Genomic DNA, 23,284 nt, shown 5'->3' with positions numbered 1-23,284 from the left:
CAAATATCTAATGTTTAATTTAGTGCTAACTCACCTCTAACTCCTGGTAGTGGAAAAAGACCTGAAGTAACAAGATTAAAAATTTCAAGTTCTCTAACTATACTCTTTACACAAAATAAATTATGAATTTCATTATGAAAAAGTGTTTTAACATATACATTCATTTTATTATTGCTTAATATTTGGATAATATTTTTTAATAAATGATTAACTGAAAAGTCATTAATATTTTCAGTAATATTAAATAAATTTTTGGATAAATCATTTAATTCTCTGAAATTTGATGTTGTAAAATATCCTTTTTTAATAATTTCATGATATTTTTCTTTTACGCATTCTTTTAGTTTAGGAAATTCTTTAAATTGATTTTCAGAATTTTTTATATAATTTACATATTCTTCTGGGTTTCTAATGTAAGCATGATATGTTTGCACTGTTTCTAATATAGATCTTTCTAAAGCATAAGTTGCACTTGGAGAGCAGCCGCATCCAATAAATGGGTATTGTAATAACCCCATATTCTCAGAAAAAGATAATATACATGGAATATTTAAATTTGTTGTTATGTTTAGCAATTTTATTTCTGCACCAATTTCATCTTCACATCTCATCAAGAGATCTAGTTGTTGCTCAGGTATCGTTTTTTTATCTATAATTCTTAAATTTTTTGGAACTTTTCTGCAAAAAGTTTCAAGTAGTAGAAGAGAATGAGCATCGCGCTCAATTAACTCGTTAAGAGAATGTAAAAGCGCTTCATCAAAAGTTGAACCTGTTGCAGTACCTGAGTTTGAGTAAGCTCCTTCTAATTCATGATAAGGGTAATTACTTTGCATTGAGCGACTACCGCCTGATGAATCTACAATAAAACTTGGTACAATCAATTTCTCACTTGTATTTATTCCATCAAAAATATCCCAAAGAATGGGTTGTTTATTTTTAATATTTTTCTCTAAAGTGTTAAGTGGAAAACAATTATAGTTTTTTAAAGCATCCTCAATAGAGACATTAATGGTATTTGAAGTATCCATTAAATCTCCCCGACAAATAATATGTTCTATAGCTTCAAATAAAGAACTTGCCATAGATTGTTTTTGAGTAAGTCCTTTACCATATCCTTCAATTACTTTGTATTTATCATGGTAAAGAATTGATTCATAGGAGACTATATCATTACCAACAGAATTGAGTTCTAATTTAAAATTATTTTTTTTGAGGAAATTGTAAACATTTTCAATAGCATTTTCGGTTGAAAATACTCTTTCAGGAGTTAGTGTTTGAGCTTCATTTTTATTTTTGTTTTTAAATATAGCAAATGGAGTTATATCTTCTCTAGGTGAAGCTGAAGTTCGTTCTTTTTTTGTGTCCAAGTAATCTGGATAAAAATATTTATTTTCGTTTTTTGGCAAATAGTAGCCAACAAGTGAAGGTCTTTCCAATTTATAATTAAATATTTGATGACCTCCATGCAATAAATTGCCATCAGAAATAAATACATCCCCTTTCTTCGCTAAAAATATTTTCCTAATTTTATCTTTCAGATTAAAATCAGAAATATCTTCTTCAATTTGAGAGTCAATAAAATTATTTACACTTTCTTTTTCTTTATTGTAAATATTTATTCTTTCATGCAACATTAAATAATTTTTAATATGGGATTTTGGAAAATAAAAAAATGGGCCATTAGTAGGTAATATATCATCTAGGGCAATCCAAACTCCAATAAGTTTATTACTGGGTAAGCTAGAAAGTCTTATTGATTCATAATGAGTACTAGTCTCTGAGCCTTTTGCATAATATCCCGAAGAAACTAGAATTGATGTATTTTGCATTACTTCATTAATTATAGTTGTTAATTTATGATCGTGCAACATTTCTGAAATTTCTGGAACAATTAAATCTGCATGAAATAGGACAGACATATTGCTATATTTTTCTTTTAAATAAGTTTTCATATTTTCAACAATTTCATCACATTTATTTTGAAAAAATAAATTTTCTTCAATTAAAAATCCATTTTCTTTAAACATTTTTACTCCATTTTATTTTTATTCTTAGAAAAAATAGTATACAATAATTTTGGCTTTTCTTGAAGCCAATGTAATAATTTTTTTAGGAGAAATTAACATGGGAATTATCAGATATAATCCGCATAAATCTGTAAATGAAGAAGGTGATACTTTTGTTAAAGTTAAAACACTTGATAAATTAAAAGAACTTGGTATATGTTCTGAAGCAAATTCAGAAACTACATCAGAAGATAAAGAGTAAATTCATTACTTTTTTTTCTTTTAAATTTATATGGAGGGAGAGTAAAATTCATTACTAAATGTTTTACTTTCTTTCCAATTTTTTTATTTTGTAAATTAGATGTAAAATTTTGAAATATGATATTCTAATTAGTATATTAAAATATATTTCATAGGTTCTAAAAAATAAATTGAGTGATAGTAAATTATTTTTTAAATAATTCTATAATTTTATGAAATAAATAAATTCTATTTAGTAAAAAGTAAAATTCTAAATTAATATCTTTTTTTTTAAATTTTAAAAAATTAAGGATAACATTTTTTTCAGGAATAAAATATAAAGTAACATTAAACCATAAAAGAGAGGTTTAAGTTGAAAGAAATTAAATTTATTTTTAGTATATTTCTAGTTTTTGTAGCAGATCATATTTTGTTATTTGCTTTGCCATTGATTGTGTTTAACACTACAAATAATATTTCTGCAGCAGGGCTGGCCTATTTTATTGAATGGTTGCCGCGCGTTTTGTTTCTCCCTTTTGGTGGATATTTAACCGATAAATTTGGATCTAAAAAATCTTTGATTTCTATTGATTTACTGAAAATTATTGCTTGCTTTATAGCTTTTATAATTTTATCCACAACTCATTATAGTATAGCAGTTGTAATTGGTATTTTAGGTGCAATAAGTTCATTAGGAACGTCACAAACAGCAATAGCGGCTGATGTGTTACTTATGAAAAATATTGAATTAAAAAGATATACAAAAGTAGTATCTTATTTAAATATGTGTGATCAAGTTTCTATGTTAGTGGGCCCTGCATTTGCAATTTTTTTAATTACTTATTTACCTATAAAATATTTTTTATTAATTGTTCCTATTTTTTACTTATACAATTTAGTGAATACATTAAATCAAAAATGGCAGGATGACCCTAATAAACTTAAAAAGAAACAAAATCATGAATCATTCTTAACTAGCTTTAAAAATACATTACTAGTTTTTAAAAAATTTCCAATCCTACTTTTCTTTGCATTGCAAGCAAGTCTTATAAATTTTATTATCAGTATTGTTGAAGCAGCAGGAGCTCCCTTAGTAAAACTGTTATATCTTAAATCCGATGCTGAATTTGGGCTGTTAAACATTGTTGCTGGAAGTTTTGGTGCACTATCAATGATAATTACTTCCCATTTTATTGATGAAAAAAGAGTATTTTATTTTTCCATAATTGGGGCATTTGGTATAATTGTATCGTCATATATTTGTGTTTTTACAACTGGATTTTCCTCATTCGTAATTTTTTATGGTTTAATTATTGCATTTACATTAGTTAATTCTCTATTTGCAAGAATTTTAAGAAAAACTTTAGTAGAAGTTTCTATGCTAGGAAAGATAACTGGCTGTTTACTTGCTATTAATCAAATTTCAGTTCCTTTTTCTGGGCTTTTTATTTCATTTATGAATGATATAAAAGAAATAAAAAATTTAATGTTCTATAGCACTAATTTACTTTTTTTATTTTTCCTATTAAGTTTTTATTTTTCTTATAAATATAAAAATTTATCTTCTAATTTAAAGGAAGCAGCTTTAAAAAATCAAATTTCAATTAGTACATAATGCTGTAGCTTAAGATTTCACTGTCTTCATTATTTCTTGAAAAATTCCTGAAACTTCAAAATTAGCAATTTCATCTTTTTTTGCAGCAAGAATTTCTTTTTGCATTTTCACACCATCTCTACAACTAGGACAGCCACTAACAACAATTTCTGCTGGTTCTTCTCGTATCTGTTCGAATAATTTTTCAGAAATTTTAGTTCCAATTTTTGGATGTTTTAAGCGACCAGTACCTGATAATCCACAACATCTATCATAGGCAGCAACGCCAGTAAAATATAAGTTAAGCAATTCTAATTGAGCAGCTGTTGCTGATTTTGTGTTATGACATGGTACTTTAAGGCCGACTGTTTTTTTTGCTTTTTTAGCTTCTTGAAATTCTGGTATTTTCTTTATTATTGACATTGCCAATTCAGCAGTATCCATTGTTTCAAAATCTATTAAACGCATATCAAAGTCTTCTGTGATATTTGCTTTTAAACGAACATATTCAGTAGTAGCTTCATTTTTTAATAAATTGCGCATTTCTTTAATGGCTTCACAACAAGTAGGGCAATTAGAAAATAAAATAAATTTTGGAATTTCTTGCATGGCTGAGCGACATTCAAGGACGAGACGAGAAATGCATTTGGCAATTTCTATTAGACTCATTATTTGCGCTTGTTTAGCACGTTCATGTAAGCCATCTGCTTCAAAAGGAAATCCACAACACATCTTTTTTTCAAGGTCGACAATTCGAGCGTTTAAGATATTTTTAAAATATTCATCGACACCTTCAGTTGCTGCCGGATTACCAAATGTATCCATGCAGCCACGATAACGAATAAAAACTTTATTGGGTTGATGGGTACTTTGTGCTATGAAATTTTCATTACTTTGATCATTTTTAATAAGAACAAAGTTATCTGTCGGTTGAATTTTAATTCCATGTTCATGGGCATGATAATGCGCTAAAGATAAAGTAGGTGGTACTGTATATGTTTTTATCCAATCCGGAATTATTTTTATTTTTCTTAAAAATGTAAGAAATGGAGCTCCTAATAAAGTAAAAAAAGCAATTATACGATATGTGGCTGATTTAAAAATATCTTCACCCATTAAACGTTCATATAAAAAACCCCACAGTTTAGATCCCATCGATGGAAGTTTGCCCATGGTTTGATAGGCTCGCATGAGTGGGTGAATTTCTATATCAACAGGGCAAGCTTTATCGCAGCGTCTACAGTAAAAACATTTTTTAAGTAATTCAGCGCTTTCTTTCATCATCAAGGATGTTGTTTGAAAAATTTTATTCACTAAATGGGGATCGTTACTTTGTTCAGCTGTTCTTCTTATGTGAGTTATTTTTTCCATAAACATAAGAATATTTCGTTTACTTGGTAAAACAGAATTTTTTGAATTTCGTTTCTTTTCTCTTTCAAGTTCATGTTCAGCATCTATAACAGGACAAACTTTACAACTATTGCAACGCGTGCATTTCTGACCTTCAGTAACAGCAAAGTTTTCAGCTATTAATAATTGTTCTTCAAATTCTAACTCGTCTTTGTTACTTATTTTCAATTCCTTAGCTTTTTCTAATGAATTTTTTATAAAATGCGCACTTGTATTTAATAATCTTGCACGTAAAGCCCTTGCGTGGCTTGTTCTTAAAAATAAAGTATCTGGATTATAAAGACCTTTTGGATCTAATAAATCTTTAACTTTGCACATTCTTAAAAAATCTTCGGGCGGAATATAATTTAGCCATAAGAACGGAGCTTTTCCAGCAACTCCATGTTCTCCAGTGAAACGAGCACTTCCATTTTTATCGTTACTAGGAGCAAGACTTTGTGCTTTGCCAATTACATTTTCTAAATAATCCCATGCTATATCAGCTTGTTCTTCATCATAAAGATCAAAACCACCAATATTCCAGTGAATAATTGCAGTATGATTTGGCGTTAAATGTCCAAATAAGACATCTTGCTTGTTCTCTGACATACTTCTAGGTGATGTTTTCTCAACTATTTTTAATACTTCGCCCAAATATTCCGTACGAATTTCCATATCTGTTTTACATTTAGTGCGAAGTTTTTTGGGTAATTCCTCTCGTGGTTTTCTTAATACTTCAAATTCTTCAATATTTTTACTTTGATTAAGAATGTTTGTTTTTTCTAATTTTGTAATAACTTCTGATTTATTGTAATTTAAATTTGTTAAAGCTTGGTATATTGTTTCTTCATTTAAAGAGTGTTTTTCTTGGCATTTATTTTCTGTTTCACCTTCTACTGCAAGAATAATAACAGCTTCTGTTTCTTTACTAAAAACGGAAGGAAAATCTTGAATTAAGTAACGGCGAATACTTTGTCCCGAAATAAATTCAAAGTATTCAGGTTGATTTTCTTTAATTAATTTTTTGATTTCTCTTGTCGCTGCCATAGCAGCGTCAACGCTAGTAAAGTGCCAGCGTGAAGCCTGCAGCCATGCAAGAGGTTTTTCTATTTCAAAAGTTACTTCATAGATAAATCCAGTAGTACCTTCTGCTCCAACAAATGCAGAAATAGGCAAGGGAGGTAAATCAGCCATTGTGTCAACAAGTATTTTATTATTAGAAGCGGCCTGCGCAAGCATATTTGCGTTCGCTTTCATGCCTTGTAAGGGAACAACAATTCCTTGCGCATTAGGTGTTGGACAGGCTATTCTTTTTTTCTTTTTTACTTCATCGAGTGTTTTTTCAAATAAAGCTACATCATCGATACTAAAAAATTTTCTTGCGAGTAAAAATGGTTCATTATTAATGCAGTTAGATTCATGTTCATTGGTAGCAAAAAGTACAGCTAAACCTTCATGCGTAACGGCTCTACCACTTAAGATCACTTCAAAAGCTTTTCTGCCACCATTACTGCCTGTTGCAGCAATTCCTCCTGTTGCGGCTCTTGGAGTGTTCGGATCGCAGCGCAAAACATAATCACGTTTGGATAAGTATTGGACTAAATCTTTAAAAGGTACACCAGCTCCAACTGATATTTCATATTTTCCATTATCTTTTCGGCTAGGTTTAATTTCAGAAATATGATCAATTCCTCTGACACTGATAGTAACAGCAGGAGCCATAGGAGTGACTCCCATATTGTAGCCACCTCCTTCACCATACGGAATCATTGGAACATCATGTTTACTAAATAAAGTAACAATCTCTTGTAAAGCTTTACTAGAATAAATATGAACAACCGCTTCAGTCATAAGTGCTCTATGTTCCATACTATCAGCTGAAAAAGCTTCTCTATCTAACCAAAGAGCAGAAAAATTTCCTTCTCCGACAATTTCTACTATTCTATTTTTTAATGTCTTTAATTTGTTACGCAGTTCAAAAGTCTTTTCTACTCTATTATTTATAAACTCAACCATTTCTTTTGGTAGGGTTTCTTTTAAGATTGGCAAAACTTCATTATCAAACTCTCTACGAGTTAAGATATTTGGAAGAAATGTGTGCGAATTAGAAATATTTATTCCTAATTTTTCTTTAAATTTTGTAGCAGCTTCACTTGGTAAAGGAGGCATTAATCCAGCTATATCAAGCCAGTTATCAAGTTCTGCTGTGTTCATGTTTAGTAATCCTTTGCTAAATATCTTGTGTCGTTAATTTTTCAGAGCTAAAAGTTAACAAGTTGCTTAATACTCTTTCTCTTACGGCTTTTAACTGGCTAGCTTTATATTGCTCATGTGAAGCAGGACCAAACTTAGCCATTTCATAGCTTTCTTGATCCATCATTTGTATTTCAATAGGAAAATAATGAGCAAAATATTGTGGTATAACACTCTCCATCCAGGGTTCTTGCCTTAAAATTCCAGTATACCTTCTTAATTGATTTGTCATAGATTCTAGCACAAGGTATGCAGGATTTGGGGTTCTGACTAAATGTCTTACTGTAAATTGAAGAGAACGGTAATGTTGGCTACTAAAAGTATTGGAGCGTTTGTTATTTTCATCATTTGCTTGCGATGACCAAGACATATTTTTACACATCGTTTCAAATTCATGATCAGTTAAAGTACCACAGGAATTTAAATCTTTTAAAAAACTAATTATTTTTTTCGGATTCCGTATATTGAGCAAAGAGTTGCGCGTTCGAATTGATACAACTTGATGAGGTATGATGATATCTGATTCAATTAATAGTTTTAATAATAAAGGAATTTCGTTTGAATTTTGGACTACAAAACGAACTCCTAAATAATCAAAAACTTCATCAACAATACTATCAGGCTTGTGCAATAATTTTAAAACGATGCTTGTTCTTGTTTTTGCCTCTTTCCATTCAACTTTATTTAAATGAATTACCGCATTTTTAAATTGACAGACAATGGGTTCAGAATGAGAGGTGTGATGGGAAGGTTGAAGAATATTCTTAATTCTTTTAAATATTTGCTCGCGTGCATCATCAATAATATGGAGTCTACCACTATATTGCAAATTAGAAATGGCATACATTACTTTTAAAATGGAACAACACCAAAGACGAAGGTATCTTTTTCTTGGATCAAAAGAGCTTGCATTAATTAATAATTCACATGGATTATTAATATGAATAATTTGTGAAGGCAAAACAAGTTTTTCTCGCTCTTGTTCAGTAAATAAAACGTGGCGGATGAAAAAAATAGATTCTCCAAAAAACTGTTCAAATTGTTTTACATGTAATTGATTTGATAGATCAAAACCACAATTTTTTAAAAAGACTTCAGCTTGTGCTATGGTTTGAAAATTTAAATTGCGTTGGGAATAGGAATTTTTTATCCCAAGAATAACCTCAAATTCTTGCCAAGGAATATTCCATGGAGAATTGATGGAAGATAAATAATTCTCAGTTAAGCCTTTATTTGCAAGTTGATTTTGGATCTCTTTCAAGCAACATCCTCCAAAACGACAAATTCTAGACGTTACAACTCGATGTCTAGAATGGTTATTCTATATTTGGCAGTATTTTTTGAAAAAAGAAAGGAGGGGCAAATGATTCTTCAAAAAATTTTTAACTATTTAATCCAATATTTTAAATTCATTCTAAAAACATGTTTAATAAGATTCTTGCTCATACCACTCAGCATTTATGCTGCAGATGATAAAAAAACACCACCTCCTTCAAGTAATACTCCTAATACTGGCAGCTCCCCTCAGACTCCAGTATATATTCCTCCATTGCCTAGACATATGGAGTTTCCGACCATATCCTATGCAAAAGAACCCACAGTAGAAGGTGAAGCAGAAATAAACGTAGCAAAAATGCATTTTTGGTACGTATTAATACTTGCTACCTGGAATCCAAGATCTGCAGAAATTACTGATATTATAAATAAAAATTTTAAAACTTTTTCTCAAAGAAATGTTGGGGTGATAGGTCTTTTTTCAAATGACTCCTTAGAAGCAGTAAATATTTGGAGGAAAAAATACAATCCTCAATTTTTAAATGAATTTGCCTCTAGGAATTTATTAGATGCTTTAAAAAACCCTAAAATTCCAAGTGTTTGGGTGATTGGGAATCAAGGTGAAGTCTTGCAACGACTAGAAATGCCTACCAGAGAAATGATGTTAGAAAGTGTACAAAAGGTCATGATTTTGACAGGTTATTAAATTTTCCAATTTTAAAATGCGATAGACTGAAACCTAGTCCCAAATTTTAGGCAGCTTGAAAAAGTGATATATTTAATATACTGTCAAGACCGCTTCTTAAACCTTGGAGAGAGATGAATGTTGAAATTGGAAAGATTAAAGAAAAAATTGTCTTTTGCAGTCTTCATTCCTCTTACTATTGCCTTAACGGGATGTCTTAATTCTCGCTCTAATCCTTCAAATCAAAACTTAGTTTTAAAAGGTTCAGCAGCTGAATTAAAAGAAACTGTTGTGTTAGATCCTGCCTTTATTCATCGTCAGGAAATGGCTGAACGAAACTTTTTTGGTTTTAGTGGAGCACAACAAGACCATCTCAATAATATAGTAAAGAATGATGAAGATTTTTCAGAGATAGATGATGAACATTTAAATGATTCTACCCTTTTTTCAAAAGACGCTATGTCTGGGAAATTTGGGGAACTTATTTGGCCAACTGTAGGAACTTTTTCGAGTGCTTTTGGCATGAGAAGTCTGTCTAAAAGAGTCAAAAAGACAAAAAAAGCAAAATCAAAAGTTGTAAATACAACTCGTATGCATGCTGGTATTGATGTCAGTGCTCCTGAGGGAACTGCTATTCATGCATCAGCCGATGGTATTGTACTATTTGCTGGGAATAAACGCGGTTATGGCGAATCTGTCATCATTGGACATGATAGCGAACACGAAACCCTTTATGCACATATGGTAAAATATATTGTTCGAAATGGACAATTTGTCCGTAGGGATCAAGTAATAGGTTTTGTTGGAAGAACTGGTTTTGTAACGGGAGCAAATTTACATTTTGAAACTCGAGTTTCTGGTGTAGCTTATAATCCAATTACGTATCTTCCGCCTAATGAAAATGGGCAAAAGAAATTAGGAATGAAAACGCCTGCTCTTTCAACCCAATTGGCTTATTATCAAAATAAATCCAATTATGCGTTAAATTCAAATGAAAATAGCAAGGTTAAGCGCAACTAAACTCTTATTCCTGCAAATTCTTGAAAGAGACTTAAATTTTGGTTTAAGTCTCTTTTTTTATATCAAAATTTAAGACAAAATAGAGAAAGAAAAAATATTGTTGATCATAGTTTTAAAATATTTGTATTGGGAGATCTATTCCATGAGATTAATTACCTTTATTTTATCTCTACTGTTCAATATTTTTATTTGTCTATCTGTGTGCCCCACAACTGAATATTCTTATCACAAAAAGACTAATTATTATGAGACAATGCCAGCGGCTAAAAAAGGAGGGGTTTTACATTTTCCTATTAGCAGTGACCCTAAAGTAATGAATCCACTACTCAGCGATGATACAGCTTCTTCAGTTGTGGAAGGATATCTTTGGCTTTCGTTGTTTAGTATTGATCCTGAAAATTTGGAGTTTATTCCTAATCTTGCAAAAGACTTTAAAGTTTCTGCAGACAAAAAAAATTACACTTTTTCACTTTATGAAAATGCTAAATGGCAAGATGGAAACCCCGTAACAACAGATGATGTTAAATTTACATTTGATACTTTAATGGATACTAAAACTCATGCAGCAGCATTAAGATCTTTTTTTGAAGGTGTCACTTTAAAAATAATAGATAAACAAAATTTTATATTTTCCATTGCTGAACCTAAATTTGATACTTTTAACGTTTTAGCTTCTTTTACACCAATTCAGAAAAAACAATTTGAAAATACAAAAGATTTTAATTTAGATAAAGGAATTATGAATCCAATTGGGAATGCTGCTTATATTTTTGATAAGTTTCTTCGTTCGCAAAAAATTATTTTTAAAAGAAATAAAAATTGGTGGGCAAAAGATTTACCCCATTTTAAAAACAGATTTAATCCAGATGAAATTATTTTAGATATAATTCCAGATCCTAATCTTACCTATGAAAAATTTTTGAAAGGTGATGTTGATCAAATTTCATTTACTGCGGAACAATGGCACAATAAAGTTACAAATATTGATAAAAATAAGTTTGGTACGAAACAAAATGAAAAATCTATTTGGTCTTTAAAAGTAAAAAATAAATTTCCAAAACCATATAATTTTATAGCGTGGAATTTAAAAAATTCATTATTTAGTGATGTAAAAACTAGAACTGCTCTTGGTTATTTAGTTGATTACAATAAAATTCTTGAGAAAGTTTTTTTTAATCTATACACTCAAAGTACATCTCCTTTCGGATCATTTACTGAAAATTCAGCACCAGAATTAAGAAGTAAAGAACATCTACTCGCATATAATAAAGAAAAAGCAATAGTATTATTAAAAGAGGCAGGATGGAAAAATGATGGATCTGGTGTTTTGTCCAGAAATACAAATGGGAAAATTGAAAAATTTGAATTTAATTTAGATATAAATAGTAACAATACAACACGGCAAAAAATTGCAGAAATTGTTAAAGAAAATTTTAAATCGGTAGGAATTAAAGTTAATATAAGATCTTATGAGTGGAATACTTTTCTTGATTTAATTAATAAAAGAAAGTTTGAAGCTGTTATTTTAGCATGGACAGGTTCATTGTTTCCTAATGCAAAACAAATATGGGATTCAGATTCAGAAAAAAATGAGGGTTCAAACTTTGTAAGTTATAGTAATCCAAAAGTAGACGAATTAATTAAAAAAGCAAATATCGAATTTAATACAACGAAAAGACAAAAAATAATGCAAGAGATTAATAGAATTATTTACAATGATCAACCTTATACTTTTATAGCAGAAGTTAATTTTGTTTTAGAAGGTTTGAATAGTAAAATATACTCAGCACGTTGGATCGCTAATTATGAATCTGGGGCAGCAAGCGATTTATTTTACTTAATCAAGTAATAGGTAGTTATGCAAAAATATTTTATAAGACGATTTTTAGCAATTATTCCTATGTTTTTTTTAATGACGTTTACTTATTTTTGTATCCAAAACTATTTACCTGGTGGTCCAGTTCAAGAAGCTTTAGCTCGAATAAGAGGGCTGGGTGGTGAAGGTGGTGGAACAAAATCTGGAAATTTAGGACCAGAAGAAATTAAAAAACTTACAAAAGAATTAGAAATACAATATGGACTAGATAAACCTGTTTTAACAAGGTATGGAATTTGGATAAAAAATATTTTAACTTTAAATTTTGGAGATTCTATTACTACAAGAGAACCTGCAATGCAGCAAATCATTGAACGATTGCCTATTTCGCTTTCTTTTGGGATACCCGGGTTTTTTTTAACATATTTTATAGCAATTCCACTTGGTGTATTAATGGCATTAAAAGATGGCAGTAAATTTGATTCTCTTTCCACTTTTTTGCTATTTATATCTTACAGTATACCTACACTAGTCTTCGCAGTAATATTTCTTCTTATTTTTTGTACTGATAGATTTTTACCTTTTGGAGCTATTTTTCCATTAGGTGGTTGGCACTCTGATAACTATGATGAATTAAGTTTATTTGGAAAATTTTTTGACTTATGTAAACACATGTTTCTTCCTGTATTAGCTTCAGTTATTGGGAATTTCACTATATTTGCCATTTTACAGAAAAATAGCATGCTTGAAGTCATTCGTTCCGATTATATTAGAACAGCGAGAGCTAAAGGATTGAGTGAAAATATTGTAATTTTTAAACATGCTTTGCGGAATGCTTTGTTACCTTTACTTGTAGGTTTCGGTGCTATTTTAGGAAGTTTTTTAGGAGGTTCAATTATTATTGAACCTATATTTGGTTTACCAGGGCTTGGTACTTTAAGTCTTCAATCGCTAGCTTCTCGAGATTTCAATGTCGTCATGGCTATTGTTGTATTACAATCTCTTGCAATTTTATTTGGGCAAATACTTAATGATGTTGTATATTTTTTAATTGATCCTAGAATTGAATATTCTTAAACTAAAAGGCGTTATGAATAAAAATAAAAACCGAAAAATTAAACATTTTTTTTCACAAAAAAAAGCAAAGTTTGGATTGTTTTTATTTTGTGTAATATTTTTATCATCTATTTTTGCTAATTTTATTGCAAATGATCAACCAATATTTTTACTTAGAAAGATAATTGCAACGAATGAAATAAAATTTTATTTTCCAGCTTTAATAAATTATACCCCAAGTGATTATAATTTAGCAGATGCTTTTATTGTAGATTATCAAAAACTTGAAGAAGATGATAGAATAAATAAAAATTACAATTGGGCACTCCATCCATTGGTACATTGGAATCCAGAAGCACAGACTGATATAATCTTATCGAAACCTTCAAAAGAACATTGGCTAGGTACAGATAATTTAGGCAGAGATATTTTTGCAAGACTTCTTTATGGTAGCAGATTATCTTTGGGATTTGGAATAAGCCTTTGGTTTATTTCTTATACAATTGGTGCGTTTATTGGAGCAATGCAAGGTTATTTCTTAGGAACTTTTGATTTTATTTTAGAAAGATTAAAAGAATTATCATCAATTATACCAATGCTTACTATGGTCATATTAGTAACTGCAGTAACAAAAAGCCAATCATTTTGGATTATTCTTTTTCTTGTTTTAATTTTTGGTTGGATGGGAATAGCAAGTCAAATAAGAGCTACTGTTCTTACTATTAAAACAAGAGAATTTTGTGAAGCTGCAAAAGCTTTAGGATCTTCTAATTTAAAAATACTAGTTAAACACATATTACCTAATTCTTTGACTCCACTCATTACCTTAAGTCCTTTTGCAATTGAAGGTGGAGTATCTTTATTAGCCGCTTTAGATTATTTAGGATTTGGATTGCCTCCTCCTACACCCAGTTTAGGTGAATTAATGGCTCAAGGGAGAGATAATATTCAAAATGCTCCTTGGCTTTTAATCTCTCCAGTGATAACAATTTTATGTATTTTAGTTTCAATTAGTTTAATTGGGCAAGCTTTAAGGGAAGCATTTGATCCAAAAATGAATTCATAATAAAAAGTATCATAAAAATATGACATTAATCGCACATTTTACAAATTCGACCGAATTTTCTGTAAATTTCTTTACAACTTTTGATAATTCTTTGAGCATTTCATTACAGGAGTCAGAAAATATCTCTGAATTGATGCATAGTTTACAAGGAGCATTTTCTGAAACGATATATGTTTATTCACCTGTTATTTCTGTTCTTCTTGAAAAGCAAAAAGAATTATCTTTATTGTCTATTGGATTAGGTTTAGGTTATATAGAAATTATGATAGTATCTCAAATATTAGCTAAGAAAAAATCTATTTTAGATAGTGAATATTTTTGTATTCAATCCTTTGAAAGTAATGAAAATCTAATTTATTTTTTCCAAAATTTTTTTCTAGGAAAGAAAATCCCCTTTTTATTTGAACAAGCTTATAAAGATATATTAATTAAAATGTCAGAATATTTCAAAGTTTCTTTTGAAGAAATTATTAATTATATAAATAAACTTATTCAAAATAATAAATTTATTTTGAATAATAAATTTTCGTCTGAAACAATATTAAAAAAATCAGTCAATGGAATATTCTTTGATGCATTTAGTATGAAAAGCACGCCTGAGTTATGGGAAATAAATCTTATTAATAATATTTTACATAAAAATCATTTATTAAATTTCTGTTGTTTTTCTACCTATGCAAGTCGATCAATGTTAAAAAAGCAGTTAAAAGAACACAATTTTAAAATTATTCCTAAGTTAGGATTTTCAGGTAAAAGAGAATGTATTTTTGCTATAAAAGAAAAATAATATTTATTAACCAAAGAATGAATTTTATTGCTAAACATTTTTAAGCTTAATTTTTATGCAACTTCGATTTTTCTTATAGCTTTATTTTCAAAATATTGAGGATCTGAATCAATTAAATTTAATAAACGAAGAGCAGCTCCATTGGGGTGACTCTTGCCGTATTCCCAAGCTTCAACTGTTTTTTTAGATACGCCTAAAAATTCTGCAAAAATAGCTTGAGAAAATGAAAGCCTTTCTCTTAATTTACTAATTTCTTTTGCCGTCATTTCTTGCACAGGATGGATTTTAACCGTAGTTGTTTTTAATTTTTTATTGCCCTTAGCATGTTCTAATGCTTCATTTAAGCCCAATAAAATTTCGTCAAAATATTCATTTTTTCTTTTTTTGTTTTTCATTTTCACACTCCTTTTTTATATTTAATACTACACTAGCTAGTATATTTTTTTCTTCTTTAGAAAGGTTCTCTTTCGCATTCTTTGGAAAAAATGCAATAATATAAATTCGTTCCTTTATCTTGATATCTAAATATAGAACTCTAAGCGACCCACTTTTTCCCTTGTTACCATCAGAAACTCTAAGTTTCCTTAAACCGTGGGTTCCCTCAATCAAGTCACCTGCTTCTGGATCTTCACGTAGTTCCTTTTCAATTCGGCCTTGAATTTCTTCGGCTTCTTTTCTAGAAAATTGTTTGTATAATTTAATGGTAAATGTATCTGACCACACAAAAACTCTTTCCATGAGATTTTCCTTTCTTATCTAAAATACCCTATTTTTTAGGATATTACAATAAAAATCCTATTTTCTAGGATATTTATTTAACTATTTGTTTTTACTTGATTTTATAGCTATTCTTTTTTACTAGACTTTTGCCTGCTGAAGTTCAAGGGAGGGGGGTAGGAACTAGTAAAGTGCGGTAAGGAAAACAGATCATTAGTTTACTGTTACAGAAAAATTTTTATTCTTAGCTATAATGACAGGTGCTTGTGAATATGGTAAGATTCTTTCACTCCATTGTATGTTTTCTATTTCTAATGAGAATATCGCTAAAGATTTTTTAAATTTTATTTGTTCAACTTGAAATTGGGCACACATTTTTAGCCTTTGCGAAATTAAAATGAACTACTTTTAGACTACTTAAAAATTTAATTAATGTAAAATGAAAGGATTGAGTATGCGGCAACCAATCTTACTATTACCTATTAAACTTTCTGAGTTTGAAATAAGAATTGCAAGACCTGAAGAACTTCCCGAGGTTTATGAAATGGGTTTTGATGAATGGGGTGAAGGAAAAACTTTAACGCAACATATCCAAGCATGTCATGAATCAATAAAATACCCCCATGGCATTCGTTACGTCTTGGTAAATCATAATAAGCAATTAGTTGCATCTTTAATGTGCTATGAATATCAACTGAATTCAAACGAAAAAATTATAGGTATTGGAACTGTTTGTACTAAAATAACTGAAAGAAAAAAAGGTTATGCTGGATTGTTATTAAATGGTGTAACTGAAACTTACATTGCACAAAAAATTTATTCTTCATATGTCTTATTTTCTGATATTAATCCAGCATATTATGAAAAATTTGGTTTTATACCGTTACCGAGTGAATTGCAAAAATATCCTAAGTCTGTATTTATGATTAAATGTCAAGCAGAATTTTATAGCAAATTAGTAGATAATTTAGCACAAACAGAAATTGCTTATTTTTAAGATTGACATTAAATTAAAAAAAATGAAAATAATAATTGTTTCTTTCTAAAATCTTATAAAAATATTTATTTTGCTATGGAAGGCATTACAAATGAAGACCTGTGTTAAATTTGGAATTTTGGGCTTGTTAGCAAGTATTCCTAGCTTTGTTTTAGCTGGAGAATGGACTAGAGTTGATAAATTTTCTATTAAGTTTTCTGGTGAAATTTCTGCAGGAGATAAAACGAATTTACTGAATATAATAAAAAGAACAGATAAAAGGCTTTATCTTAATTCAGAAGGAGGAGATGCTGAAGAGGCATTAAAAATTGCCAATTTTTTGTTACCCTATCGTTTGCATGTAATTGTTGATGGTTATTGCGCTTCGTCTTGTGCTAATTACTTATTCACAGCTGGAAATATAAAAGAAATTCGCAACGGCTGGGTTGGATTTCATGGAAATATGATTTCGCTCTATAAAGAAACTAGAAATAAAATTAAAACAATGAATGATTACACTTCTATTCGCTACCCAGATGGCATAGGGAATATGTCAAGCCAAGATGTTATGAATTCATATACCGTATTTTCCGATTCTCTTTACGATGTCATGCTTTTAGATCATAATTATTTTACAAAAATAGGTTTAAAACAAGATTTTTTTGACTTGAGTTTTAAAAATGATAAAGGAATGAATGATGGAAGTTTTTATGAATTCTTATTACCTTCTCCTCAAACATTTGCAAAATATGGTTTTAAAAATGTTAAAGGACAGCAAAAATATAAACAAGAATCTGTTTCTTACAGTGATGATTCTAATAGTGAAATTAATGGATTAAAGTTTATTTATAAATAAATTTATTCTTAAAAGAGCCAACCAATTTTAATAATATTCCAAAATGGTAATGCTTTACTTCTGAAATAGTCACCAATGTTGTCTCTAACTTGTCTTTGAAAATCATAAAACGCATATGAATTATAAACAGCACTAATTTGATTTTGATCTTGAGAAAGAACTTGCGCACTAAAGTCCTCTGATCCTGATTGAACTGGAATTTGTACACCAATCTCTGTACCTAATGTTAACCCACTTTTACTAACATATAACCAGCCAAACTGAGGTGTCACATATGTGGTATTTATTTTTAAAAAAGCTCTTAATGGAATACAAGTCCCACCAAACGTTGATATATATTCACAAGCATCAATTCTAGCATCTACTTTTCTGTTACCATATGCAGCACCAAGAAAGAATGAACCAAAAAAGGGATAAATTACTGCTCTAACTTCTACGTGAGAAATATCAGCTTGTGTGCTTTGTATTGGGGTATTATTGTTATTATTATTTATCCTATTAGAGAGTTGAGGATAGTTTTTTAGATTGAAATTTTGTATTCCTCCAATATTGGCGCTTAAACCAAGAAAATGAAACAGTCTTGATTCCAGTCCAAAAGAAAAGAAATTAAAAAGACCAGCACTAAATGTAGGACCTATTCTAAAGTATTCGCTATCATCAGCATCATCACTTTTATCTTTTGCAGCAGCTTCTTTTGCTGGGGGTGGAACTACTGGTGGCGGTGTTAAGTTACCTTGTTGTTTATTTTTATCATCTTGTTGCTCTTCTTTATTTTCATTTTCTAAGGGCGGAGGATTTTCAAATCCTTCTGGGATTTCAACTTTTAATGATTCTATGAGCTCAGGAGTTACGGGTTCTGGTGGAGGTGGAGGTTCATTTCCAATAATTTTACCCCATTGATTTTCGCTAACCTCCTGAATAACATCTGGTTGACTAGGGTTACTAAGTTCAACTTTTCCCGTGGTAACTACTAGTTGTGTTTCTCCAGTTTCAGGTGCAACAATAAATCCGCCAGTGCCGCGAATTCCCATTACTGCATTATTTGTTTTATATTTTACATCATTTTGTACTGTTTTATCAGGTTTAACAAAAAAACGAATTTTTCCTTTAATATCTTCAAAGACACCTTTTAAACTTTTTTTCTCACTTTCTAAGTTAACAGAATATTCTTTTATTTTTAATTCAGTTTTTTCATAAAGAATAATATCTGCACCATCATAAAATAATATTTTAACAATTGTATTTTCCCCAGTTTTTATGACATCTGTTGGATGTATTAAATCGCCTCTTTTTACTGGCATGGTTTCTTTACCAACTATAAATTCAGCCTTGCCAATTACATTTTCAATTTTTCCGACATCATCATCTGCGGCTAAAACAGCTTTTGGCAAAAGAAAAAGAAATATAATTATGTATTTTATTTTAAGCAATTTTTTCTCCAAATACGATATTTTTAGTCTTTTTAGTGATGTCTTTTAGATCTTCACTTAAGATAAGAATACTTTTAGAGGCTTCAATAGATTTATCTGCACTTTCTTGATTTTTAATAGCTGATTGATCAATTCTAGACATGGCTTCAGAAATATGTTTTACACCTATCTCTTGTTCTTTTGTAGCTTCAGTAATTTGTGTCATTTGTGTTTGAATTTCATTTACATCTTGAATTATTTTGTTAAAAATACTTGACACAACTTGTGTTCTATTTTGTCCCTCTGCTACACGACTGACTGTTAATTCTAAAATATTTTTTACATTTACTCTGCTTTTGTCTAGTAATTCTCTAATTTCATTTGAAGATTTACCACTTGTTTTTGCTAAATTACCAACTTCTTCTGCAACAACCGCAAAGCCTTTCCCATATTCACCTGCTCTGGCAGATTCTATTGATGCATTCAGTGATAACAGTTCTGTTTTTGAAACAATATCATTGATAACCATAGCTTTGTTTTCAATCTGAATAATAATTTCTTCAATTTCTGAAAGTTTTTGACTTGCTTCTTGAATGGCGGCCATAGAAGAAACCATATCATTTACTGCTTGATTACCTTCTTCAGTCTGCTGACTAATGGTTTTTGATAGTTCTTCTGAATTATGTGTGAGTGTTGATGTTCTGCCAATCATGCTTGTTACTTCTTCAATCGCCGCTGCAGTTTCTTGAATGGAATTTGCTTGAGCTTTTGAAGATTTTCCTACGTTTTCACTCATTAAAGTTAAATATTGTGATTTTTCTTCCATATTATTAGATGACTGATTGAGCATCGTAGTGAGTTTGGATAGAGGGATAGTAATAAAATTTGCTAGAATTAAGCCACCACCAGTAAGCAAAATAGAAAGAATGAGGCAAATAGACCCTTCAACTATAAAATTCTTTCTTTTTTGTCTGTCTACATCATCAATGTATATTCCTGTACCAACATACCAATTCCATTCTGGAATGGTTCGCAAGTAAGTTAGTTTTGGAAAATCACCTTCTGAACCAGGTTTTGTAGTAAAGTAACTTAAGAATTCCCCTTTCTTTTTACTTTGAAGAATTTCTACAAACATTTTATATTGCGTCGAGTTTTGGACCACCCCATCATCTTTTGGGCGCTTAGGATTTATAATTTGACGACGTTCTTCATCGCCAACGAAAAAATAGTTGTCTCCATCATATCTTGCAGCATTCAATGCAACCTTTATTGCATTTACAGCTTCCTCTTTCGATATTTTTCCTTCTTTAGTTAGATCTACATATTTATAAATTAGATTTGCTGCTGAGTCAGTAAGGTTTCTTATTTGAGTTCTTTTTTCTTCCATCATTCTTTCAATAGATTCATTGCCTAAATAAACAAGAGTAATAGTAAAAATAAAAACAATTAAGATATTCCAAAATACCATCTTTTGTTTGATACTCAATTTTTTCAACATAGTTTGAAATTCTTTCAGTTAAATATTTTTACATCTTCAAATAATATTAATATTTATAAAGAACTTTTGGTATTCAAATTTTTGTCATCTTATTTGGCAAGAAAAAGCTAGAAAATAGGTAACTTAGGAATTCTGCGGAAATTCTATTCAATCAAATTTTTGTCATATCTACTAGATACTTCACTCGTTTGTTATTTAAATCTTTGGTATAAGGAATTAGATATTTAGGGTGAAAAGGAATGGAATCAAGAGAACTTTCAAAAAAGATTTTTTGTTTTACTGTTGATTGTAATTGTTTTATTTTCCAATTTTGTTCTAACTCAAAATTAATTTCTTTTATGTTTTTTACTTTATTTATAATAATATCTCGATATAGTTTAGTGGTATCATAAATTATTTTCAATTTTGTAACATTTGGAAAATTACCACCACCTGCTGCTCTATAGTTATTTGTGATAATTGCAAATTTTTGAAATTTTTTTATTTCTTTGCCTTGATAGAGTAAGTTTATAATTCTACTTCCAATTGGTTGTGTAAGATCTATTTCATAAGTTAGACCGTAAATACAATCAAAATTAAAACTTGGAAACAAAGGATTAATAATATTTATTTCATCGAGATCACTGCTTTTAATTTGTTGAAATGCCTGGCAAGCAAATTCTAACCATTCTTTTATTTGTGTCTTATTAATTAGTAAAACTTTAATTTCATTATCGTAAGGATATAAATTACAGATATCTTTTATCGCTAAATCACCTTTAGATATATTGATATATGCTGAACCGTGTGATCCAGTATTTAAGGGTGCAAAGGAACAAATTATAGGAAGGTTTTTCCATTTTGTCTCTGTTAATTTATTTTTCACGTATTCAATAGCAATTTTTTGAATAAATTGAGAAGCATAAGAACATTCAATTGTAGAAAACCATGAATGGAAATGAATTTGAGTTTTCCCTACTTTAGCTCGAATATATTCGAGAACTTTAACGTTATGCTTCGCAACCAAAGAAACAATTTTTGAGTCTTCTTCTACATTTCTTACATTAGGAAGTTCAGTGAAGGTTTCTTTAATCTTCCATGATTTTTTTAATTTTTCGAGTTTAAAGATTATCACTCCTAAGTGACTTCCTAAAGCTCCAGGCATTACAACAGGCTTATTATTTATTTTACCTGTAACATTATCAATTTTAAATTTTTCTTTTTGATCATAAACTTTTCCGCCTGGAAAAATATTATGCGCATGTCCTGAAAATATAGCATCAATTTCTTTAATTTTACTTAACTTATAAACTGCATTTTCAGAGTTTTTAATGTATTTAACTGGAAGAATTCCGCTGTGTGCTAATGCAATAACTATATCAGCACCAGATTTTTTTAATTCTTTTGCTGTTTTTGTTGCTGCTTCTACTATATCATCAATAATAATTTTATTGTCTAAAACATGTTTATCCCAAATTAAAATTTGCGGAGGAGCCATTCCCAAAAAACCAATTTTTATTTTGTCATTAGCATTAAATTTTTTTTCAATGATAAAAGATTTTGGGAAAAGAGATTCACCTTTTAAATTTTTATTTTTAGGATTTTTTAAAAAAATATTAGAATTGATATAAGGAAAATTTGCTTGGTTGGTTACTTTTTTTAAAAATTCAATTCCATAATTAAAGTCATGATTTCCAACTGTTGCAATATCATATTCTAAAAAATTCATTACATCTATTATGGGATGAATGGTTTTGCTATCAATTACTTTAAACTGTTTTAAGTAATCTGATAATGCGTTACCCTGTATAAGATCACCATTATCTACAAGCAATGAATGCGGGAAAAGTTTTCGATATTTTTTTATGAGACTTGCTGTTTTTGCAAGCCCAAAAAAATCAGACTTTTTGTCACTATAATAGTCATATGGAAGAATACTACAGTGTAAGTCTGATGTTTCTAAAATGGCCAATTGATAACAATTGGAAGAGGTCATACCTTTTCGCTTTTTGGTAGAAGTGTTACAACAAGTCTACGGCCTTCTAAACGTGGTGCTGATTCTTGTACAACGATATCTTCTAAACCTGCCATGAGTTCTTGGAGTGCTTTATAGCCAAGATCTACGTGCGACATTTCACGTCCTCTAAACTTAACTCCAACCCGGACACGTGCTTTTTCGGCAATCCATCTTTTAATATGATTCTGCTTAGTTTCTATGTCGTGTCTTTCTGTGTTAGGAGTCAAATTTATTTCTTTAACTTCAATAACAACTTGTTTTTTCTTGGCTTCTTGAGCTTTCTTGCTTTGCTGATACTTAAATTTGCCATAGTCAATTAAGCGGCACACAGGTGGTTTTGCGTCAGGTGAAACTTCAACTAAGTCTAGCCCTAACTCTTCCGCTCTTGAAAGAGCTTCACGGATGGGTAAAACGCCTACTTGCTCTCCAGTGTCGGAAATAAGGCGAACTTCTGTTGCTTTAATTCTATCATTGATTCTAGGGCCATCTTGGGTGGGGGTACGAGATTGTTGGTTTCCCATTGGACGCATATAGTGTGCATTCTCCTTAATAAAGGTTGTTTTATCGATTGAAGACCTCTGTTTTGGGGTTATAACATCCAAAATCTATCATGTCTGCAAAAAAAAATAAAAAAGAGAAGATGGT

20 protein-coding genes are annotated in these 23,284 nt (G+C 29.9%); 10 read left to right on the top strand and 10 right to left on the bottom strand.

Annotation, left to right across the window (positions count from 1 at the left end; genetic code table 11):
- Positions 1–14 precede the first annotated feature (14 nt).
- Positions 15–2,027, bottom strand: a complete 2,013-nt coding sequence (locus QEJ31_RS03560) for a YcaO-like family protein (protein ID WP_280592423.1) — start codon at positions 2,025–2,027, stop codon at positions 15–17.
- A gap of 97 nt (positions 2,028–2,124) precedes the next feature.
- Between QEJ31_RS03560 and QEJ31_RS03555 the strand changes: the two genes are divergently transcribed.
- Entirely contained in the window at positions 2,125–2,268 is a 144-nt protein-coding gene (locus tag QEJ31_RS03555) for a hypothetical protein (protein WP_280592422.1), read from the top strand.
- 351 nt (positions 2,269–2,619) lie between these two features.
- A complete protein-coding gene (locus tag QEJ31_RS03550; protein WP_280592421.1) occupies positions 2,620–3,861 on the top strand; it encodes an MFS transporter in 1,242 nt (413 codons plus the stop codon).
- Positions 3,862–3,870: 9 nt separating this feature from the next.
- On the opposite strand, the gene QEJ31_RS03545 is transcribed toward QEJ31_RS03550, so the two are convergent.
- Complete coding sequence (locus QEJ31_RS03545) at positions 3,871–7,443, bottom strand: FAD-binding and (Fe-S)-binding domain-containing protein (RefSeq protein WP_280592420.1); 3,573 nt, start codon at positions 7,441–7,443, stop codon at positions 3,871–3,873.
- A gap of 16 nt (positions 7,444–7,459) precedes the next feature.
- Complete coding sequence (locus QEJ31_RS03540) at positions 7,460–8,743, bottom strand: TIGR04552 family protein (protein ID WP_280592419.1); 1,284 nt, start codon at positions 8,741–8,743, stop codon at positions 7,460–7,462.
- Between the two features lie 102 nt (positions 8,744–8,845).
- Here QEJ31_RS03540 and QEJ31_RS03535 point away from each other — a divergent pair, with 102 nt between their 5' ends.
- The 6 genes from QEJ31_RS03535 (at position 8,846) to QEJ31_RS03510 (ending at position 15,187) form a co-directional block, all read left to right on the top strand.
- Positions 8,846–9,463, top strand: coding sequence for a hypothetical protein (locus tag QEJ31_RS03535; RefSeq protein ID WP_280592418.1), 618 nt, complete (start codon positions 8,846–8,848; stop codon positions 9,461–9,463).
- Between the two features lie 117 nt (positions 9,464–9,580).
- Positions 9,581–10,462, top strand: a complete 882-nt coding sequence (locus QEJ31_RS03530) for a M23 family metallopeptidase (protein ID WP_280592417.1) — start codon at positions 9,581–9,583, stop codon at positions 10,460–10,462.
- 142 nt (positions 10,463–10,604) lie between these two features.
- Positions 10,605–12,311, top strand: coding sequence for an ABC transporter substrate-binding protein (locus QEJ31_RS03525; RefSeq protein WP_280592416.1), 1,707 nt, complete (start codon positions 10,605–10,607; stop codon positions 12,309–12,311).
- A gap of 9 nt (positions 12,312–12,320) precedes the next feature.
- A complete protein-coding gene (locus QEJ31_RS03520) occupies positions 12,321–13,355 on the top strand; it encodes an ABC transporter permease (RefSeq protein WP_280592415.1) in 1,035 nt (344 codons plus the stop codon).
- A 13-nt stretch (positions 13,356–13,368) separates the two neighbouring features.
- Positions 13,369–14,400: an ABC transporter permease subunit gene (locus tag QEJ31_RS03515; RefSeq protein ID WP_280592414.1), complete on the top strand. Its 1,032-nt coding sequence runs from the start codon at positions 13,369–13,371 to the stop codon at positions 14,398–14,400.
- Positions 14,401–14,419: 19 nt separating this feature from the next.
- The gene (locus QEJ31_RS03510; RefSeq protein WP_280592413.1) at positions 14,420–15,187 is read left to right on the top strand and encodes an MnmC family methyltransferase; all 768 of its coding nucleotides are present in this window, start codon (positions 14,420–14,422) and stop codon (positions 15,185–15,187) included.
- 53 nt (positions 15,188–15,240) lie between these two features.
- Here the strand turns inward: QEJ31_RS03510 and QEJ31_RS03505 are convergent, their stop codons facing one another.
- The 3 genes from QEJ31_RS03505 to QEJ31_RS03495 form a co-directional block, all read right to left on the bottom strand.
- Complete coding sequence (locus QEJ31_RS03505) at positions 15,241–15,582, bottom strand: type II toxin-antitoxin system MqsA family antitoxin (RefSeq protein ID WP_280592412.1); 342 nt, start codon at positions 15,580–15,582, stop codon at positions 15,241–15,243.
- Complete coding sequence (locus tag QEJ31_RS03500) at positions 15,557–15,925, bottom strand: type II toxin-antitoxin system RelE/ParE family toxin (protein WP_280592411.1); 369 nt, start codon at positions 15,923–15,925, stop codon at positions 15,557–15,559. The genes QEJ31_RS03505 and QEJ31_RS03500 overlap by 26 nt, the downstream gene beginning before the upstream one ends.
- 192 nt (positions 15,926–16,117) lie before the next feature.
- Positions 16,118–16,279 (bottom strand): hypothetical protein, encoded by a 162-nt coding sequence (locus QEJ31_RS03495; protein WP_280592409.1) that lies wholly within the window; start codon positions 16,277–16,279, stop codon positions 16,118–16,120.
- A 79-nt stretch (positions 16,280–16,358) separates the two neighbouring features.
- Here QEJ31_RS03495 and QEJ31_RS03490 point away from each other — a divergent pair, with 79 nt between their 5' ends.
- Positions 16,359–16,901: a GNAT family N-acetyltransferase gene (locus QEJ31_RS03490; RefSeq protein ID WP_280592408.1), complete on the top strand. Its 543-nt coding sequence runs from the start codon at positions 16,359–16,361 to the stop codon at positions 16,899–16,901.
- Positions 16,902–16,992: 91 nt separating this feature from the next.
- The gene (locus tag QEJ31_RS03485) at positions 16,993–17,736 is read left to right on the top strand and encodes a hypothetical protein (protein ID WP_280592407.1); all 744 of its coding nucleotides are present in this window, start codon (positions 16,993–16,995) and stop codon (positions 17,734–17,736) included.
- A gap of 8 nt (positions 17,737–17,744) precedes the next feature.
- Here QEJ31_RS03485 and QEJ31_RS03480 read toward each other — a convergent pair whose 3' ends face one another.
- The 4 genes from QEJ31_RS03480 to infC all read right to left on the bottom strand — a co-directional run bounded on the left by QEJ31_RS03480 (position 17,745) and on the right by infC (position 23,169).
- On the bottom strand, positions 17,745–19,166 hold the full coding sequence (locus QEJ31_RS03480; RefSeq protein ID WP_280592406.1) for a FecR family protein: 1,422 nt from the start codon (positions 19,164–19,166) through the stop codon (positions 17,745–17,747).
- Positions 19,159–20,643, bottom strand: a complete 1,485-nt coding sequence (locus QEJ31_RS03475; protein ID WP_280592405.1) for a methyl-accepting chemotaxis protein — start codon at positions 20,641–20,643, stop codon at positions 19,159–19,161. The genes QEJ31_RS03480 and QEJ31_RS03475 overlap by 8 nt, the downstream gene beginning before the upstream one ends.
- Positions 20,644–20,794: 151 nt before the next feature.
- A complete protein-coding gene (locus QEJ31_RS03470) occupies positions 20,795–22,618 on the bottom strand; it encodes a bifunctional 2',3'-cyclic-nucleotide 2'-phosphodiesterase/3'-nucleotidase (protein ID WP_280592404.1) in 1,824 nt (607 codons plus the stop codon).
- Positions 22,615–23,169, bottom strand: a complete 555-nt coding sequence (infC, locus tag QEJ31_RS03465; RefSeq protein ID WP_280592403.1) for a translation initiation factor IF-3 — start codon at positions 23,167–23,169, stop codon at positions 22,615–22,617. The genes QEJ31_RS03470 and infC overlap by 4 nt, the downstream gene beginning before the upstream one ends.
- Between the last annotated feature and the right edge of the window lie 115 nt (positions 23,170–23,284).

The sequence above is a fragment of the Pigmentibacter sp. JX0631 genome (assembly GCF_029873255.1).
Lineage (GTDB): Bacteria > Bdellovibrionota_B > Oligoflexia > Silvanigrellales > Silvanigrellaceae > Silvanigrella.
This window is presented reverse-complemented; position numbering and strand designations above follow the sequence as displayed.

What these genes read in the sequence shown, in the direction of transcription:
- QEJ31_RS03560 (WP_280592423.1), bottom strand. Translation starts at nt 2,027, where the DNA reads ATGTTTAAAGAAAATGGATTTTTAATTGAAGAAAATTTATTTTTTCAA.
- QEJ31_RS03470 (WP_280592404.1), bottom strand. Translation starts at nt 22,618, where the DNA reads ATGACCTCTTCCAATTGTTATCAATTGGCCATTTTAGAAACATCAGAC.
- QEJ31_RS03520 (WP_280592415.1), top strand. Translation starts at nt 12,321, where the DNA reads ATGCAAAAATATTTTATAAGACGATTTTTAGCAATTATTCCTATGTTT.
- QEJ31_RS03535 (WP_280592418.1), top strand. Translation starts at nt 8,846, where the DNA reads ATGATTCTTCAAAAAATTTTTAACTATTTAATCCAATATTTTAAATTC.
- QEJ31_RS03485 (WP_280592407.1), top strand. Translation starts at nt 16,993, where the DNA reads ATGAAGACCTGTGTTAAATTTGGAATTTTGGGCTTGTTAGCAAGTATT.
- QEJ31_RS03510 (WP_280592413.1), top strand. Translation starts at nt 14,420, where the DNA reads ATGACATTAATCGCACATTTTACAAATTCGACCGAATTTTCTGTAAAT.
- QEJ31_RS03515 (WP_280592414.1), top strand. Translation starts at nt 13,369, where the DNA reads ATGAATAAAAATAAAAACCGAAAAATTAAACATTTTTTTTCACAAAAA.
- QEJ31_RS03545 (WP_280592420.1), bottom strand. Translation starts at nt 7,443, where the DNA reads ATGAACACAGCAGAACTTGATAACTGGCTTGATATAGCTGGATTAATG.
- QEJ31_RS03475 (WP_280592405.1), bottom strand. Translation starts at nt 20,643, where the DNA reads ATGTTGAAAAAATTGAGTATCAAACAAAAGATGGTATTTTGGAATATC.
- QEJ31_RS03490 (WP_280592408.1), top strand. Translation starts at nt 16,359, where the DNA reads ATGCGGCAACCAATCTTACTATTACCTATTAAACTTTCTGAGTTTGAA.
- QEJ31_RS03500 (WP_280592411.1), bottom strand. Translation starts at nt 15,925, where the DNA reads ATGGAAAGAGTTTTTGTGTGGTCAGATACATTTACCATTAAATTATAC.
- QEJ31_RS03555 (WP_280592422.1), top strand. Translation starts at nt 2,125, where the DNA reads ATGGGAATTATCAGATATAATCCGCATAAATCTGTAAATGAAGAAGGT.
- infC (WP_280592403.1), bottom strand. Translation starts at nt 23,169, where the DNA reads ATGCGTCCAATGGGAAACCAACAATCTCGTACCCCCACCCAAGATGGC.
- QEJ31_RS03525 (WP_280592416.1), top strand. Translation starts at nt 10,605, where the DNA reads ATGAGATTAATTACCTTTATTTTATCTCTACTGTTCAATATTTTTATT.
- QEJ31_RS03495 (WP_280592409.1), bottom strand. Translation starts at nt 16,279, where the DNA reads ATGTGTGCCCAATTTCAAGTTGAACAAATAAAATTTAAAAAATCTTTA.
- QEJ31_RS03505 (WP_280592412.1), bottom strand. Translation starts at nt 15,582, where the DNA reads ATGAAAAACAAAAAAAGAAAAAATGAATATTTTGACGAAATTTTATTG.
- QEJ31_RS03530 (WP_280592417.1), top strand. Translation starts at nt 9,581, where the DNA reads ATGTTGAAATTGGAAAGATTAAAGAAAAAATTGTCTTTTGCAGTCTTC.